11 protein-coding genes are annotated in these 17,996 nt (G+C 31.3%); all 11 read right to left on the bottom strand.

What is annotated here, in order from left to right; translation table 4 throughout:
• The 11 genes from NMG77_RS00870 to NMG77_RS00820 all read right to left on the bottom strand — a co-directional run bounded on the left by NMG77_RS00870 (position 1) and on the right by NMG77_RS00820 (position 17,939).
• Positions 1–3,237, bottom strand: coding sequence for an adhesin P1 (locus NMG77_RS00870; protein ID WP_255045933.1), 3,237 nt, complete (start codon positions 3,235–3,237; stop codon positions 1–3).
• Between the two features lie 155 nt (positions 3,238–3,392).
• Complete coding sequence (locus NMG77_RS00865) at positions 3,393–4,265, bottom strand: P30/P32 family tip organella adhesin (protein ID WP_255045932.1); 873 nt, start codon at positions 4,263–4,265, stop codon at positions 3,393–3,395.
• Between the two features lie 99 nt (positions 4,266–4,364).
• Entirely contained in the window at positions 4,365–5,174 is an 810-nt protein-coding gene (locus NMG77_RS00860; protein ID WP_255045931.1) for a phosphotransferase, read from the bottom strand.
• Positions 5,174–10,000, bottom strand: a complete 4,827-nt coding sequence (locus NMG77_RS00855) for a hypothetical protein (RefSeq protein WP_255045930.1) — start codon at positions 9,998–10,000, stop codon at positions 5,174–5,176. Before NMG77_RS00855 ends, NMG77_RS00860 begins: the two co-directional genes overlap by 1 nt.
• 128 nt (positions 10,001–10,128) lie before the next feature.
• Positions 10,129–10,953, bottom strand: a complete 825-nt coding sequence (locus NMG77_RS00850; protein WP_255045929.1) for a hypothetical protein — start codon at positions 10,951–10,953, stop codon at positions 10,129–10,131.
• 12 nt (positions 10,954–10,965) lie between these two features.
• Positions 10,966–12,690 carry a threonine--tRNA ligase gene (thrS, locus tag NMG77_RS00845; RefSeq protein WP_255045928.1) on the bottom strand — a complete coding sequence of 575 codons (1,725 nt, stop codon included), beginning with the start codon at positions 12,688–12,690 and terminating at the stop codon, positions 10,966–10,968.
• Between the two features lie 16 nt (positions 12,691–12,706).
• Positions 12,707–12,988 carry a DUF3217 domain-containing protein gene (locus tag NMG77_RS00840; protein WP_255045927.1) on the bottom strand — a complete coding sequence of 94 codons (282 nt, stop codon included), beginning with the start codon at positions 12,986–12,988 and terminating at the stop codon, positions 12,707–12,709.
• Positions 12,988–13,593 (bottom strand): MPN555 family protein chaperone, encoded by a 606-nt coding sequence (locus NMG77_RS00835; RefSeq protein WP_255034817.1) that lies wholly within the window; start codon positions 13,591–13,593, stop codon positions 12,988–12,990. Before NMG77_RS00835 ends, NMG77_RS00840 begins: the two co-directional genes overlap by 1 nt.
• Before the next feature lie 47 nt (positions 13,594–13,640).
• Entirely contained in the window at positions 13,641–13,961 is a 321-nt protein-coding gene (locus NMG77_RS00830) for a DNA-binding protein (RefSeq protein ID WP_255045926.1), read from the bottom strand.
• Entirely contained in the window at positions 13,942–14,988 is a 1,047-nt protein-coding gene (gene ftsY / locus NMG77_RS00825; RefSeq protein ID WP_255045925.1) for a signal recognition particle-docking protein FtsY, read from the bottom strand. The genes NMG77_RS00830 and ftsY overlap by 20 nt, the downstream gene beginning before the upstream one ends.
• Positions 14,988–17,939, bottom strand: coding sequence for an AAA family ATPase (locus NMG77_RS00820; protein WP_255034814.1), 2,952 nt, complete (start codon positions 17,937–17,939; stop codon positions 14,988–14,990). The genes ftsY and NMG77_RS00820 overlap by 1 nt, the downstream gene beginning before the upstream one ends.
• Between the last annotated feature and the right edge of the window lie 57 nt (positions 17,940–17,996).

Raw genomic sequence — 17,996 nt, 5'->3', positions numbered from 1 at the left:
TTATTTAGCTGGAGCTTTTGGTTTTGGAGCAGCAGGTTTAGCCGGACCAGTTGGTTTAGCAGGACCCGCAGGTTTAGCAGCAGGAGCAGCTGGTTTAGCGCCTGAAGCAGCAGGTTTAGCAGCTGGTTTTTTAGCAGATTGTAACATTTGAGGTGATTTCTTAATGTTACTAACTGAAGTTCTATTAATAATTTGTTTGAATACACTACCAACAGCAGTTGTAAGGATATCAACTTTCTTATTAGAAATAGCAAACCCTTGTTTAAGCATTTTACGGTTTTGTGACATCGGAATACCAATACCTAAACCTAAAGCTAATGCTAAAGCAATGATTATGATAGGAATTGAAATGGCAACAGGTAAGATGTAACCAGGTAAAGCATCGAATCCTGTAAATTCTCTATCAGAAACAAACACTGAGTTAGCTTGAGGCACAGGAACATATTCACCATCAACTAAAACTTGAGGTAATAATTTAATGAAATCGTTAGTAGCTTTTGATCTATCAATAACTAATAATCTTAATTTGATATCTTTATTATCAGCAGGAGGAGTATAAGAGTAAATTGAATTGATATATTTACTATTAAGTACTTCACTTCCATCAGAATCTTTTACGATAATATCGTTAATTTTATTTTCAAAGAATGATGAAGGAATACTGTCTTTAGAAATAAAATTACCCTGACCAATTACTTCGTTTCTATTGTTTAAAGGATTTTTTATAGTATCAGCACTTAGAGACAAAGCATTAGTAGTAGAACTCTTACGAGATACAGAGTTTAATGATTTACTTCCATCCAATTGAACATAATAACTATCTAAGGCACTAACTTCAACAGCAGCTTTAATACTTCTATCAAAAGGAATTTTAGAAACATTAAAACTTGTATCACCTTCAGGTCTTATACTATACCCAGCTTTAGTTCAATTTGAAATAACAGCTTTAGAAGAAGTTGTTGTTAAACCTTTAAAGTCTTTTCAAGTATATCCTTGACTGCTAGGAGTGAATTTAGATTTTTTAACATAAATCGATCCATTATATCAAGTATCTGCAGCAGATGTATTATAAGCGCTATTTAATTTTGATTGATCTCCACTTTGATCATTCGTTGTACTACCAAAGTCAGATTTATTTAGATGATAGAAATTGATATTAGCATTATTTTTGTAATTAGCTTTAATTTCTGGTCATGTTGTAATTGTTGCACCAACTTGGTAATAATAAGTTAAACTTTGATTAGTGCTAGAATATGTATAAACCACATTACCAATATCTCTGCGATCAAAACCTCTAGCGGTTGTTAATGCATTTAATATATTTCTTGGGTTTCTATTTTCTCCTCCGCCAGCTAATTGGTTTTGAGTGTTGTAATTGAAGTTATTAATGTTGTCAGAAACAAATCATGTACTATCTTTTCATGAACCTAAACTTCATTGACGACCATCAAGCATAGCATAAGTAAATACGACTTTATTTTGTTCGTCAAATTGATCAGGTAATGCGTTTAATGCATCTAATTTTAAAGCTGTAGAAAATAATGATTCAACTTGTTTTGTATTACCGCCAGCAGGTTTACTTAATAAAGATGCTGAACTTGTTGAATTGTAATCGTAAAGATTTGATCATCTTTTAGGAATAGTTTTAGACCCACTACTAGCAATAGTTTTTGTTTTATCTGTTTTTGTTGAATCTTCAATAACTGAAGGAGTATGTCATTTAGTATCTAATATTGTTCCGCCATTAGTACCTCAAGTAATAGTAGAACCTATAAATATATTTCCGCCAGCAGATTTAGGAGAACTTACACCTCCAACTGCCAATCTAGGAACATAGTGGTAACCTAAATCTTGACCTAATCCAGCAACACCTGGAACGAATTGAGTTAAATTAGCTTTTTGAATTGAAATCGAAGAAAGTAAAATCGCGTAAGGATAACCTACAGTTTTCGATGTACCTGGAGCTTCAGTAGAACTTGATCCGAATTTAGTTCTAAAAACACCGATACTTAATGCAGTTTCATTATTTACTCAAGTACCATTACCACCAAATAAATAAACAGTGTTATTTTTAGCGTAAAGACCACCTAAATTTGTTATGTATTGCATCCATGGCATAACAAAGTTTTTTTGTTCATCGAATCATTCTGGATGTTCATTTGGAGAGAATGAACTATCAACTAATGGTGTATTTTTTCTAGTTTCAAGACGTCTAGGGAAGTATTTAGCGTTAAAATATCCTCTATTTGGAATATATTCTGGATTATTAGCATCATAAAACTCAAGAACATTAGTATATTTACTGTTTTCTGTAGGTTTTTTCCAATTGGAAGGATAGTTATCAACCATGTCTTTAGGTTTAATGAAAGACATGTTTTCTACTAAAAATGGAGTATTTTTATTAAATAAATTTTCGTTAACTTTTACGATTACACCTTGAAGGTTTTTTTGATTATTTATATTAGCATAACTGTTATTTCCATTTATTGAGGAATAACTTTCGTTTTCGTTAACTAAAGCTTTAGGTTTAGCTATTTTGTTTTGTTCGCTATTATATTCTATAACCATCCCAGCATTTTCACTTGAATCGCTAGATGATTCGTCATCATCAACCAATTTAACTGATGATCTAACAGCTGCAGCCATAGCTCCTCCACCAGTTGCTGTTGTTTCTTCTGTAACAGGATTACTAACAGGTTCGTCTGCTTGATAGTAATTCTCAAAAGTGTGATCTTTAGTTTCTTGTTGTTGAGCAACTGCTACATCTGGAATTAATAATAAATAGAAAGCATTAGGATCTTGTTGATCTTGAATAGCTTCTACTACAGTTTTAGAACTTAAATCAGATACTTGGAAAGGTACAGTTCCTGTAAACTGTTTAAATTCGTTATTAGCATCGTAATAACCAACTTTTTCACCTAAATCGCTGCTTGCTGGATCAAATGTTCAAACAACGTTACCGTATAAATCGATACGGCTAATAGATTTTTTGCCAGTTAAAACTAAAGCACCAGGGTTGGTACCTTCAATAGAAGCAGATGTAAAGTTAGAGTTTCTTCATCTGCGAGCTGTGTCTAAAAGATTAGACTGGTTTTCTTGAGCCGATTCACCTTCGTGCTTAACTAGTTTAGCATCACTTGGTTTAGCGCCATTAATAGCCGCTAAACCAAAGCTACCTAAACCAATTAAAGCAAAGGGAGTAAGTGTGGCCGATAATTTTAAAATAGATTTTTTCACGATTTCAATTTCTATTATTTATTAACAAATAGTTTTTTTAATATTGACTATTCTTATACTATTTTATAAGAAAATAAAAATATTAATAAATTTTTTAACTGTTTCTTATTTAAATTAAATCTAAATAAGAAACTAAAAGATTAAATATTTAAACTTTATCTTGGTCCGTTTTGAGGATTAAAACCTGGTCTTGGACCCATTTGGTTAGGCATTTGTCCAGGGAAACCAGGTCTTGGACCCATTTGGTTTGGCATTTGACCAGGGAAACCAGGTCTTGGACCCATTTGGTTTGGCATTTGACCAGGGAAACCAGGTCTTGGACTCATTTGATTTGGCATTTGTCCTGGTTGAACAGGGAAACCAGGTCTTGGACCCATTTGGTTAGGCATTTGTCCTGGTTGTCCAGGGAAGCCAGGTCTTGGACCCATTTGGTTTGGCATTTGTCCTGGTTGTCCAGGGAAGCCAGGTCTTGGACCCATTTGATTATTAGCAAAGCTCATATTTGAATTATTACCTTGAGCTTGCATATTAGGATTCATCATACCTGGATTAGGTTGACCCATTCCCATATTAGGTTGATTAATCACTCCAGGTTGAGCACTTGCTTGTAAAGCTAAATTCTCTTGATTTGGTTGAGCTTGATCAATTTCTTGAACTTCTTCAGTAGTCTGCGCTTGATTTTCTTGTTCAATCATACCTAGTGATTCCACCATTTTTTGGTGTTCTTCACGTTCTTGAAGCATCATTCTTTCTTTTTTCTTAGCAATCGGAATTCCAATTCCAAGACCTAAGATTAAAGAAACTGCAATCAACCCAGCCCCTGAACCAACTACTGGGTAAAATCAAGCTTCTGAAGTAATATTTTTAGGACCAACAGAATTATCTTCACCATCGTGAAGCACTAATTTATGTGAATGCTGTTGTTTGTTTTGATTACTTGCACCAAAACCACTACCAAGAGCAATTGCTCCTGGTAATACAAAGCTAAGTCCGATTAATTTGGATTTTAACTTTTTAAGTTTAAACATAATAGTTAATTTATGATTTCTAAATTTCTTTTATATTAAATAAATTTATTAATTTTTTATATATTATAACGCTTTTTTATAATCACAAGCTTCTATAATTTAGATATTACCTATAAATAGCTTTAGATAAAGATCTAAACGCTTTTGAACTTCTTTGCGATAAGCAATAATCTTATCAGTTTGAGCCATATTATAAGTTCATATCAAAGCAAAGATACAAGTGATAATTAAAAAATCATTAAAGATTGTTTTATCTAATCCTTGATAACTTTCAACAAGATAATAAGCTTGTTGTAAGTTTAAGGATTCTCTTGCCATATTAGCTAGATCAAAATAAGGGGTGTTAATCCTTGACCATTCAAAGTCAATCAAATGAATTTGATTATTTTGATCTACCAACATGTTGTGAGCATTCAGATCTGAATGCGTTAGTGTTTGAGGCAAGTTCTTGTATTTATTGATTAAGTGATAATATAGTTTCTTGTGTCTTGTTGATAATTTAGCGTTATCTATTCCTGCCAAGTAGTTAATCTTTAATACTGAACTATTGGAGATATCTACTTGGTGGATCTGTTTAATAGCTTTAGCTAAATTATCAAGTCTTAGTTTATCAAAGTAATCAACTTCTTTACCAGGGATTCATTTTTTAATACAATCTCCTGTTTGTTTATCAAAGAAGATAAACAAATCAGTTTTTAATAGTTTGATTACTTCGTATTCATTAATTCGCGAGACTAATTCGTTATTCTGAGCAAACCTGACTTGGTATTGTTTCTTATCTTTTGTTTTTAAAAGATAAGAGATATTAGTAAAGCCATTATGAATCTCTTGGATACTGACTACATCATTAATTAAGTAATCAGTATGTGTTATAAAGAATTCTAATGCGACATCTTGATTTGGTTTCATTATCAGTATCCTCTAGTTAATGGTGATCTTCTCATTGAAGGTTGTTGATTGTATGATCTAACAACTCTAGGAGGTGACATTCTGCCTGAATAGCTTACTCTTCTTACTGAAGGAGGTAAAGGAACCATTCTTCTAGATGCAGGCATTCTACGATAAGGAGCTAGCACTGGTTGGTACATACTTACAGGTCTAGGCACTAATGCGTTAATAGGAGTTGATTGAGCACTTGGTCTTCTAACTTCTTTTACATAAGTATCATAATTAGATCTATAGTATTGAGTTGATGGACGATCATAATCATATCCATAACCTTCTTTGTATCTTAAGTAGTTAGTATCTCTTATTGATAAATGTCTGTTGTTAGAAGGAACTGTTAATTGTCTAGATTCAACACTATTATTTGGTCTAATAGGTAATTGTTGGTATCTTCTAGAAGGTTTATCTAGATAATAAGCAACCGGTTTTCTAATTTCATAACTACTTCTTCTAGGTTCGTATGGTTGATACGGTTCTCTATTGTTGTAGTAATTCGGTTCGTATGATGACTCACTAGATGAAGTAATGATTCTTCTTGGATCTTCTTGATATCTAACTTCTTCAACAAGTCTTGGTTCTTCTTGATATATAGGTTGTTGAACAAATCTTGGATCTTCTTGATATCTAGGTTCTTGAGTAAATCTTGGATCTTGAGGATATCTTTGTTCTTGACTAAATCTATTATCTCGAGGATATCTAGATTCAGATTGTTGATATCTAGTTTGAGCTTGTTGATATTTAGTTGGTTGTTCTTGATATCTTAAATCTTGATATTCATTAGCTTGATTAATTCTATCAACCGGTTTTTCATAAAACTCTTCAACTTGTTGTTGTTCTGGTTGATCGTATTGAACTTGTTCGTATCCTTGTGGTTCTGATTCTTGAGGATATCTAGAATCATATTCATTGTATCGATCATCAAATTCTTTAGTTGAATGATATGCAACTTTAGAATCTGGTTGACTAGGAGCATCAAATCTAACCGTAGGTTGAACTCTAGATTCAGAATAAACTGGTTGTTGGTTAATAGTTGGTTCTGGCTTAGGATCTCTAGAAGCTGTGTATAAAGCCTGTGGTTGAACTTGAATTTCAGGTTCTAAGAATAGTTTTTGTTCAAATATATCTTGTTGAGGAGTTATAGGAGTTTGAACAACTTGACTAGGTTGAGGTTGATTAAATGTATTAGGTTGAACTTGAGCCTGAATTGGAACAATTGGTTCTACAATTTGTTGTGTTGGATTAATTTGTCCTGCAACAGAGTTCATTGTTTGATTTTGCATTACTGATCTATTTAAGATCTGTTGCTGATTTAACATCGGTTGCATCATAGGTTGTTGATATTGCAACGCTTGTTGAACCGGAACATTGTTAATACCAGGCATAACTTGAAGTTGCATTGCAGGTTGCGCTTGTTCTTGAGTAATTACAGGAACTTGAACAACTGGTTGTGTTTGTTCTTCAGATAGCTCTTGTAGTTTTTGTTGAATTGTTTTTTCTGTTCTCTTAGTTGCTATTGGAGTAATTGGTGCGTCATCTTCTTCTGCATCAACTACTTGTTGAACTAAAAAGTCTAATTGTTCAGCTGTTGGTTGTTTGTGTTTAGTAGCAACAACACGGTTAAGCAGATCGTCAGATTCTTCCACGTATTGTTTTAATACTCTTACAGGTTCACCTTGTTCTAATTCTCTTCTTGAAGTATCATGAAGCGATTTTTGTCTAGTAGGTTCTATGTAAGTTGGTTCTTGTCTAACAATTTCTTTAACAACTTCAGTTTTTACAACCGGAGTTGGTACTTCTTTAATCTTGTTAGTTAAGTATTCAACTAATTCTTTGGCTACTTCTTCGAAATCAGGTTTAGTATCAACTTTTTTGTTTTGTTCATTAAGTTGTTTAACTTGATCAACTAACTTACGGTTTTCTTCAACTAAACTTTCAAGCTTTCTAATTGATTCTTGATCTTGTCTGATTTCAACTAATTCTTCTAATCTAGTGATCTCAGGTTGAACTTTAGGTTGAGTCGGTTGTTGAATTAACTCTTGAACTGGTTCAGATTTAATTGATTCAACTTTAACCTCTTCTGGTTTAGAAGGTTTTTCTTCAATTGGTTCAAAGTCTCTTAACTTCGTAGGTTGTTTTTTAATTGAGAAGTCAGATAATTTGATTTCGTTGATATCAATTGGTTCTTGTTTTGGTTTAGTCTTAGTACTAACAAGGTTGAATTTATCATCTAATTTAGATAATAAATTGCTGTTATCATGTTGAGTTTGAGTCTTAATTATTTGTGGAATTGGTGTTATGTTTTGACTAACATAAGCAACTCTTTCAATTAACGGACTAGGTTTTTCAATAACAAATGGTTGTTTTTGAATATTGTTAGAATGAATTGATGGTTTATTAGCAACTTGCGCAACTTCAGGTTTGAACTGAATGAATTCTTTCTTGTTTAGATCAACCTTGTTATTGTTTGGTACAACTTGAACTTTTGGAGTTTCAAATTTAGGTAAGTTAATAACTACAGGAATTTGTTCTAAGTCAGCTAAACTTACTTTCTTCTTAGCTTTTTGTTCAGCAGGTTGTTCTATTTGTTGGATAGTAATTGAATCATCTTTAGATTCAATTGGTTTAGCTTCTTGGATAACTTCATCATCTTCTTCTAGATAAAGAATGTTATCAAAATCAGAATTATCTTCATCTGATTCTTCTTTTGTTTGTTCGTTAGCTAATTCAATTAAATCTTCTTTAACTTTAGTTTCAGGTTGTTCTTCAACTTGTTCAATTTCATCTGATTCAATTTCTGCTTCAGATTTTTCTTTAGCTTGAGTTTCAACAACTTGTTCTTGTTGTTCTTCTTGAATTTCTTCTTCTATTTCAGAATCAGTTTCAGATACTTCTTCAGGTTGATCTTGTTCTTTTTGGATTTGAGCTTGAACTTGAACTTCTTCAATTACTTCTTCAGATTGATCTTGATCAATTTGAGCGTCTGGTTGAGTTTGAACTTGTTCTTGTTGTTCTTCTTCTGGTTGATCTTGTTCAACTTCAGTTTTAACTTGAGCTTCAACTTCTTCTTGAACTGGTTGAGCAACTATAGCTTCTTCAACCTTAGTTTCAACTACAGATTGTTCTTGTTCTGGTTGTTTAATAACTACATCTTCTACAACTGGTTGTTCAGATACAGCTTGTTCAGCTTGAACTACTTCTGGTTGATTATCACTTACTGGTTGAGCAACAACTTGTTCATTAATTGAAGGATTTTGTGTTTCTAAAACTTCTGGTTGTGTTGAAACAATGTCTTCAACAACTTCTTCTTGCAACTTAGCTTCAGGTTTAGGTAACGGCTTCTTAATAGCATATCTAATCTTCTTAGCCGGTTGTTTCTTAGGAGTTGGTTTAGCAACAGTTTGTTTTTGAACACTAACAGGTTCATGAATTTCTTCTTCTGGTTCTTGTGGTTGAACTACTGGTTGTTCAACTACTGGCTCATTAACAGTTTGTTGATCTTGAACTTCTTCAACTGGTTGCTGTTCTAAAGGTTGTTGTTCATATTGATCTTGTTGTTGATCAATTACTTGCTGTTGATCAAATTGCGCTTGATCATAAGTTTGTGCTTGTTGGTTGTAACCATTATCAACATTAACATCAGCATAAGCTTGGTCAAATTGAGGTTGTTGGTTATATTGCGCTTGTTGATCGAATTGAGGTTGATTGTATTGTTGATCGAATCCTTGTGTTTGATCGAATTGTGCTTGTTGGTCAAACCCTTGTGTTTGATCAAATTGAGGCTGATTATATTGTTGTTGATCGAATCCTTGTGTTTGATCAAATTGTGCTTGTTGATCAAATCCTTGGGCTTGTTGTTCGAATTGTGCTTGTTGGTTGTATTGTGTTTGTTGATCAAATCCTTGGACTTGATCAAATGCTTGGGTTTGTTGATCAAAGTTTTGTGCTTGAGTTGGATCGATATAACCTGCTGCTTTATCATATTGAGCATTAATATCACCATAACCTTGAGTTGCTTGGTTATATTGTGCTTGATCATAAGCTTGGGTTTGATCATAAGCTTGGGTGTTCATATCCCCATAAGCTTGAGTTGGATCGTATTGTGCTTGGTTATATTCTTGTTGATCATATCCAACTTGAGCGTTTGAATCTTGGTAAGCATTTACTTGTTGAGCGTTTGGATCAACATATTCTAATGAAGCTTGGTCTTGTTGAGCTTGATCATAAGCTTGAGTAGGTTCTACTGCTTGAGTTGGATCATAAGCTTCTGTAGTTTCTGCTGCTTCAGTAAGTTCTTGAGATTCTTCGCCTTCTTCTTGTTGGATATTATCATAACTACCATCATCTAAAGTTACTTCATCTTCAGTTGGCATTTCTGCTAGATCAATAGCAGAACCATAATAACTAGAAAAATCTAGTTCATATCCATCAAGATCTGTATAAAAAGCAGGATCTACAACGTCATTAGTATCAGTATTAATCAATGATTGATCAATAACGTTGTATCTTAATAATGCTTGTTCACCAGTTTCACTGCTGATAGCATCTATATAATAATGGTTATTTACAAAGCTAAACGGTTGGTGATCAAGACCAAATAATTCACTAGGTAAAGCTTTTTTAGGCTTCATTAAGTTAAAAGTTTCACCAGTTTCATTATTAATACCAACTAAATAAAACTTAGCTTTGATATCATAAGCAAAATTAAAATCATAAGCACCATATTTCTTAAATGCTTTCTTTTTTAATTTTGTTAAATTCTTAATTAATTTCTTATAAAACTTCGGGTTCATTGTTATTTATCGCCCATTCAATTTGATGGTTTAGCACAATTTTTAAATTCTATATATCTTTATATTAACTTATTATAAGCTCTAGTTGTTAAAGAGTTTTACTTATTATTAAATAATAAAAAAGTTTTCTAAATTATCGATTGGAGATTTTTTAATAAGGAATCTAAGTCATTTGGTTCGTAAATGAAATGAGCATTATTTTTATATTCTTCATTCATATTAGTCGGGATTACACAATAATCAAAACGCTCATATAAACTTACATCAATTTTATTGTTTAAGGATAGGTAGATTAAAAACCGATCTTCGAAATGTTTTTTAATCGTTTTGTATTTATTAATATTTTTATTAATAAACAATCCGTCATCATCATTTAGTTTAATGAAATCAAACCGTTCGTTATCTAATATAGTTTGATTAAAATCTTCTGAGTTAATTCATTCTTTAATGTTGTATAAATAAATCTGACTTACCAACATTTTATTAAGAGCTTCATTAAAAGTTGCATAATCATTATTCCAATCCATTCGGTATTTTCATCTTAAACTAGCTTTTTTAATTGCATTGTAATTCAAGAAGTAGGTTGTCATCAGATTGTCATAACTATCTACACTAGAAGCTCCTTCGATTACGATTCCTGATTGTTTGATTAAAGCAAAATGGTTAATCAAATCATAATCATTTTTCTTAAAAAATCCTTCGTAATAAAATTTCTTATCGGATTTTTTTCATAAGCAAGCTCCATCTGAAGCTACTAAATTGACATCATTTACATCTAGATTAACTAAGTTGATAAAGTTAATGATGTTTTTGTGCCAACTTGTTGAACTAACAAGGATTTCAAAACGATTTTGTAATTCTTTAATAAATTCTGTTAATTTTTGAATATCATAACCTGAATCATAAATCGTCCTGAGATCCACATCGATAATTAATAACTTATTTTTATTCATCTATCAGTTTTATTAATAAGGTTTCTTAAATAAATCGATAAACTTATCTATACCTAATTGGTTTGAATCTTCTTGACCGTATAAACGATAAGTTATTTTGTTAAGATCTTTTAATTCATTATCCCCAACAATGATCTGTACAGGAATCTTGTTGATTTGCGCATCACGGATCTTCTTATTTAATCTTTCATCACGACTATCAACACTTATTCTTAAATCATAACCTTCTAGGATTTTAGCTAGTTTGTTACAACCTTCTAAATGAACAGAATTATTAACTGGAATAATTGTTGCTTGTTTAGGCGCTAATCAAAGATCAAGCGCTCCTTTAGTTTGTTCTAATAAAGTGGCTACAAATCGTTCATAAGTACCAATTATCCCTAAATGAATAATTACCCCTTGCTCATATTCATTATTCTTGTTTTTATATTTGATATCAAACTTCTCAGGACTAGGTAAAGAGAAGTCTAATTGAATAGTTGATACTGTAATAATCTTATTAAGAGCTGTTTTTACTTGGAAATCAATCTTAGGACCATAAAAAGCTGCTTCACCTACTTGCTTAGTATATTCTAGACCTAGATCAATTAAAGCGTCTTCTAATTGTTTTTCAGAACGTTTTCACATTTCTGGGTTATCAATAAACCCTTCTTTATCATTAGGATCATGTAAAGATAAATCTATTCTATGGAATTTTAGATTAAAGGTATTGATAACTTCTTTAATCACATTGTATGAGTTTAAGATCTCTGATTTAATTTGATCTAAACGACAAAAAATGTGATTATCTAATAACATCATTGCTCTAACGCGTTCAAGCCCTGTAAGCCCACCAGAAGCTTCGTAGCGGTGTAATAAAGCATCTTCTGATAAACGCATAGGTAGTTCATCATAATGTCTAGGTTTATTTAGATATACCAAACAGTGATGAGGACAAGTCATAGGTCTTAACATCATGCTATCACCATCTAATAACTTCATTTCTGGAAACATATCTTTAGAATAGTGAGCATAGTGACCTGATTTCTTATAAAGATCAACACTACCTAAAACTGGGGTGTTTACGAATGAGAAACCGAATTTTTTCTGAACGCTGTGTACGTAATCACCAATTAGTTGTCTTACAATCTGACCATTAGGTAGTCATATCGGCATCCCTGGACCAGCTAATGGGTTAAAGGTAAATAGTTCAAGAATCTTGTTAATTCTTCTATGATCTCTTTGGCGTTGTTCTTCGATTACAGCTAAATAGTCTTGCATCACTTTGTCATTTTCAAAACCAAAACCATTTAGTCTTACCATCACAACATTATCTTTATCACCTTTAAAATAAGCACCACCCACTGATTGGAAATTAAATGCTTTTACTAGTTTGGTGTTATCTAATAACCCTTTGATTGGTAAATAATAATATTCTTCATCAACGATTGCTAAATTAACTAATTCTTCGTTAGATTCATTAATTAGTTCTAATAAGTGTGGTTGATTAATTAATAGTTCATTAGCTTTTTGTTTATCAACTTCTAATGTTTTAATCGTTTTAGCTGATGAGGTTAGTTTAGTTAATGACTTAATTAATTTGTTAAAGTCTTCTGGGTTAATCTTAATTGTTTCAGATAAATAATCTAGATAAAATCCTTGATCATTTACTTGAAGTTGCCCAAACTTGATTGCTTCGTCTTGTTTTTTTAGAACGATTTGAAGTATTAATAAAGCTGTATTAAAGTAGTTAAGCATATAAAATTCTATTCTTTTAATTAAGTAAGATTTTTTCGGCTAAAATCTGAGTTTTTCAGATTTTAGTCTTCTTATCTTGATAGGTGGTCAGTGATCCTTTGATTGCTAAATATTCGTGGTTTAATACGTATTTTTCTAATTCCTTACCCAATTGATCATTAGCATATATCACATAGTAATCCGTAAAGGTGTTGTTGCCAAATCTTCGTTTTTGAGTAATTGTTACATAAAACCCTGTTTTATTCTTGGATCATTTGTAGCTTTCAATTAAACCTTGTAATAAAACAGTGTTTAACATTAATTAACGCTCTTGTCAGAATCACTTGATTCTTCTTGGTAATTAGGGTTTTGTAAATTGAATCTAAGAGCAAATTTGCTAATTGTTTTCATCACCATTTTTTCTTCAAGGATTGAAACTCTTACAGATTCAAATTTGTTTTTGTCATTCAAAACATCGTGGATTGATTGATTAGTTTTTTCGTAATAAGCATCCAGCATGTTTTTAACTTCTTCATCAGTTACTTTGACATTTCATTCTTTAGCAAAATGATCGAACATTAAGCCTTTTTTGATAATCTTATCTGCCATATTCTTCAGAATATTTTCATCAGCATTAACACCTGATAATTTTAGTTGTTCGATAACTGATTTCATTTGTTCTTCTGACATTTCGAATTCGAAATGATCCGCTAAATAGTTCATGATTGCTGAGAACAGATTATCTTTAATTGTTAATTGTAACAATTCATATTGCATGATTGATTCATCGCTCATTTCTTTAGGTAATGCTGCTTTAATTCTTTCTCTTTGTTGTTGCAACATCGCAGGATCAATAAAGAATTGCGAAACTGTAATCTCAGTTGAGTAATCGATATCTTTTTTTAATTTTAATTTTGATGACATATTATTTACCTTTTGTTTATCTTTAATTTTAATATTTTTTAAATTCTTTATTTGTTTTCTAGCTTAAGTAACTTAGCTTTCAATTCATTATCTATAATTGATTGATAAAGCTCAATTCTTTGTTTTGATAATTGGTTTAACAATAAAAGTTTTTCATATTCTTTTAATTGTTCAATTCCTTTTTGAATCTGATCATATACAGCATACTTGGAAACATTGTATGTTGTCGCAATTTCATTGTATGAAAGATTGTTGACTAAAAACTCTTCTAAGTATATTGTGATCTTTTCAGATAAAAGTTTTTGATAACAACTAAATAACTCATTTAATAAGTTTCATTCTTCAAAATTAATTGGCTGTTTTTTCATAATCTAACTTAAGATTAGCAGTTAATGAAATTAAATATTTTTGTAAATCAAAACTTACTAAATCATCGAGTTTTTCGCCTAATCCAATTAATTTAACAGGTATATTAAATAGATCTTTTATCCCTAAAATGATTCCACCCTTAGAAGATGAATCCATCTTGGTAAGAATGATCCCTGTAATGTTACTTACTTCATGAAAAACTTTAGCTTGCATCAAGCCTGATTGACCAGTTGTCGCATCTAATACTAGCAATGATTCATCAACTTTGCGTTGGATGAATTTTTCAATCACACCATTAATCTTTTTCAATTCATTCATAAGATTAACTTTATTTTGTAATCTACCAGAGGTATCACAAATTACTAAATCATAGTTTTTATCTTTAGCATAGCTTAAACCTTCATAGATAACAGCTGCTGGATCTTTCTTAGTTTCATCTTTATAGATATCAACTCCTAATCGATTAGCTCAGATATTAAGTTGTTCTACAGCACCTGCTCTGAATGTATCAGCAGCGATCAATAAAACATTCTTATTTAACTTCTTATAATAGTTAGCAAGCTTAGCAATTGAAGTGGTTTTACCAACACCATTTACACCTACTACTAAAAAGACATTTTGCCGGTTATTTTGATAATTTAGGTCGATATTTACTTCACTATCTTGAATGTAGTATACAAACAATTTATCAACGATAATTTGTTTTATTAATGTTGGATCAATTACCTTTTGGTATTTAATCTCTTCAGTGATTGCATCCACAATCTTTTTAGTAGCATTATAACCAATATCTAATTGCACAAATGAATCAAATAGATCTTCGTAAAACTCTTCATTAAGAGTTACGTATTTGGTTGATAGTTGGTTGATGATCTCTGAAAATGAACTAGAACTTTTCTTTAAGCCATCATCAAACTTTTCTTGATTAGATTCAAATAATGAATTTTCTTGATTCTTTTTGGTTAGTTCTTCAACCGTGTCTGGTTTTTTCTTGAATTTGCTAAATAATTTTTTAATAAAACTCATTAATCACCCTCAACTTCTTCAGCAAGATCTTTAGCTTGATGTAAAGATACTGATAACATTTTGGTAACACCTTTAGTTTGCATCGTAGCACCAATTAATTTATCACATTTAACCATCGTCCCTTCACGGTGAGTAATGATTAAGAATTGTGTTTGATCAGATGAATTCTTAATGATGTTAGCAAAACGTTCAACGTTAGCTAAATCTAACGCACTTTCAGCTTCATCTAGAACTACTAATGGGAAAGAAGAAACTTTAAGAATACTAAATAGAACTGATAACGCAACTAATGCTTTTTCACCACCAGATAGTAAATTTAGATTACCAATATTTTTTCCAGGAGGCGAAGCAAATACTTCAATACCACTAGTTAATTTATCTTCAATATTTGAATAACGAATTTCACAGTTACCACCACCAAATAAGTAATAGAAAGTCTTAGGTAATTCTTTATTCAAATCATTAATTAATTGATCAAATTCTTGAATTGCTTTTTCATCAAGTTTGATGATCGCTTCATTAATTCTTTCTCGAGCATTAATTAATTCTTGTTGTTGGCTATAAAGTTTTTCATATCGTTCTTTCTTGATATCTAATTCTTCAATAGCTTCCATATTAATAGCACCTAGATTATTTAAGGTGCTTTGAAGCTTAACTACTTCGTTTTTTGCTTGAGACAATGAAATAGGTAATGGTTTGTTATAGTTTTCAATTGCAAACTCAATTGCCATTCCATATGATTCATTAATCTTTGATTTAGATAAATAAATGATATTTTCGTGTTTAGTTAATAATTCACGGTGTTTTAGTTTATCATTCTTATCATCATCAATTTCTCTATGGAATGAATTAACTTCTTTTTCAAGTTGAGCAACTTGTTTTTGATACATTTCTTTAGCTTCTTGATTAACTTTTAAATCTTGAACTAAAGTTGTTTTCTTAGTTTCTAAACTAAATAACTCGGTCTTGATTTTTTTATCATCCCATTTAACTTCTTCACCGTCAAAAGTTTTATCAGTTAATTGTTCGTATTGAATCTTGTAATCATCGATCTTTTTTTGTTCAATAACAACAAGGTCTTGATAACGTTGAATTCCGTTCTTTTTCTCGGTAAATTCGTTTTCTTTCTTTTGGTAATCAGCAGTTAAAAACTCAATCTTTTTACCTAATTCATTAATGTTTTTTTCAGATACAGAAACTTCGTTTTTAAAGAAGTCAATTTTCTCATCAACATTAAATAATGTATGAGCTTGTTTAGACTCAGCACCACCAGTAATCGCGCCACCTGCGTTAACGATATCACCACCTAATGAGATAACACGATAAAGTTGGTAAGTATATTTAGAAATTTTAGTAGCCGTTTCTAAATCTGATGCAATAATTATTTGCCCTAATAATGCTCTGATTGCTGGGTCGTATTTGTCGTGATAACTAACTAGATCACAAGCAACACCTAAATAACCACTAACTTGATTTAATACTTCAAGGTGTTCTTGCTTAACTTCGCGATCTTTTAAGTTAGCTAATGGTAAGAATGTAGCTTTACCAGCTCTGTTCGCTTTTAAGAAATTAACAGCATTAATAGCATCTTGGTTACTATCAACAATAATATTTTTAGCCGCTCTATTAAGCGCGGTAGCTATCGCCACTTCGTATTGTTCATCAACTTTAATAAAATCTTGAACAATCCCATGCACACCACCAATAGCGTCTTTGTTGTTTAATACTGTACTTACCCCGATGTCTTGAGCAAATTGTTGTTGTTTTTGGTTTTGCAAAAACTGTAATTGTAAATTCGCTTGGTAACGTTTAACTTGATGAGCAGATAATTCTTTTTTAAGTTCTTCTAATTGAATTGATAAATCGTTTTTCTCGATTTGTTGCGTTTTTAATTCTTCTTCTCAGGTAGTTATTAAATTAAAGTATTTCTTTAATTGTTCTTCTGCTGATTTTAATAGTTGTTCTAACGCCTTAATTTTCTTATTTTTATCGTTAGAATCTAGATCTGATCTTAGTTGTAAATCATTAAATACATTACGTTTTTCTAATGATGCGATTTCATCATAGATCTTTTGTAATTCATCTTGAATCTTTTGAACATTGTTATCAGCAGTAGCATAACGCTTTTTAAACGTTTCTAACTTTTCTTGATTGATTTGTAATTGTGGATCGTTTTTAGCTAAACGCTCGTCAATCTTAGAAATTTCTTCAGATAATGTTTCAATTTCTTTTTGAGATATTAAATATTCATTAACTGATAAGGTTACTTCTAATTCTTTAAGCTTTTCTTTGGTTTCGCTATAAAGTTTAGCTTTTTCAGCTTGTTGACCTAATTTTTTAAGATCTCTATTAAGTTCATTAACAATAGTCGTTATTTCTTTTAGGTTATCGTTAGTTCTAGCAATCTGTTTAATTGCATCTTGTTTCTTCTTAGCATATCTACCAATACCAGCAGCATCTTCAAAGATCTGTCTACGGTCTTCTGGCTTAGCTTCAATAAAGTTTGATACCGTGTTTTGCGAAATAATACATAATGAACCTTTAGTAAGTCCTGAATCCAAGAATATATCATTAATTTCTTTTAATGAAGATGGTTCATCATTAATTAGGTATTCAGATACACCGCTACCACGATAAACACGTCTAGTAACAGTTATCTCTTTTCTTTTATCATGTAAATAACCTTGAGAGTTATCAAATGTTAAACTTACTTCTGCAAACTTAGATGCTGGTTTTTCTTGAGAACCAAAGAAAATAACGTCATCACTAGTTTTCCCTCTTAAGTTTTTCATAGAACGTTCCCCTAAAACTCATTTTAAGGCGTCTACAACGTTCGATTTACCTGAACCATTAGGTCCTACTATACCTGTTACGTGTTCGTCGAACGAGAAGTTTATATTATCCGCATAGGACTTGAATCCTTGGGCATGGAATTTTTTTAGAAATAACATATGGAAATAACCTTGATCTTACTTATTAGCAAGATTAAATAAAATTATATAGAAAAA

The sequence above is a fragment of the Mycoplasma bradburyae genome, assembly GCF_024339025.1.
Taxonomy (GTDB): domain Bacteria; phylum Bacillota_I; class Bacilli_A; order Mycoplasmatales; family Mycoplasmoidaceae; genus Mycoplasmoides; species Mycoplasmoides bradburyae.
This window is presented reverse-complemented; position numbering and strand designations above follow the sequence as displayed.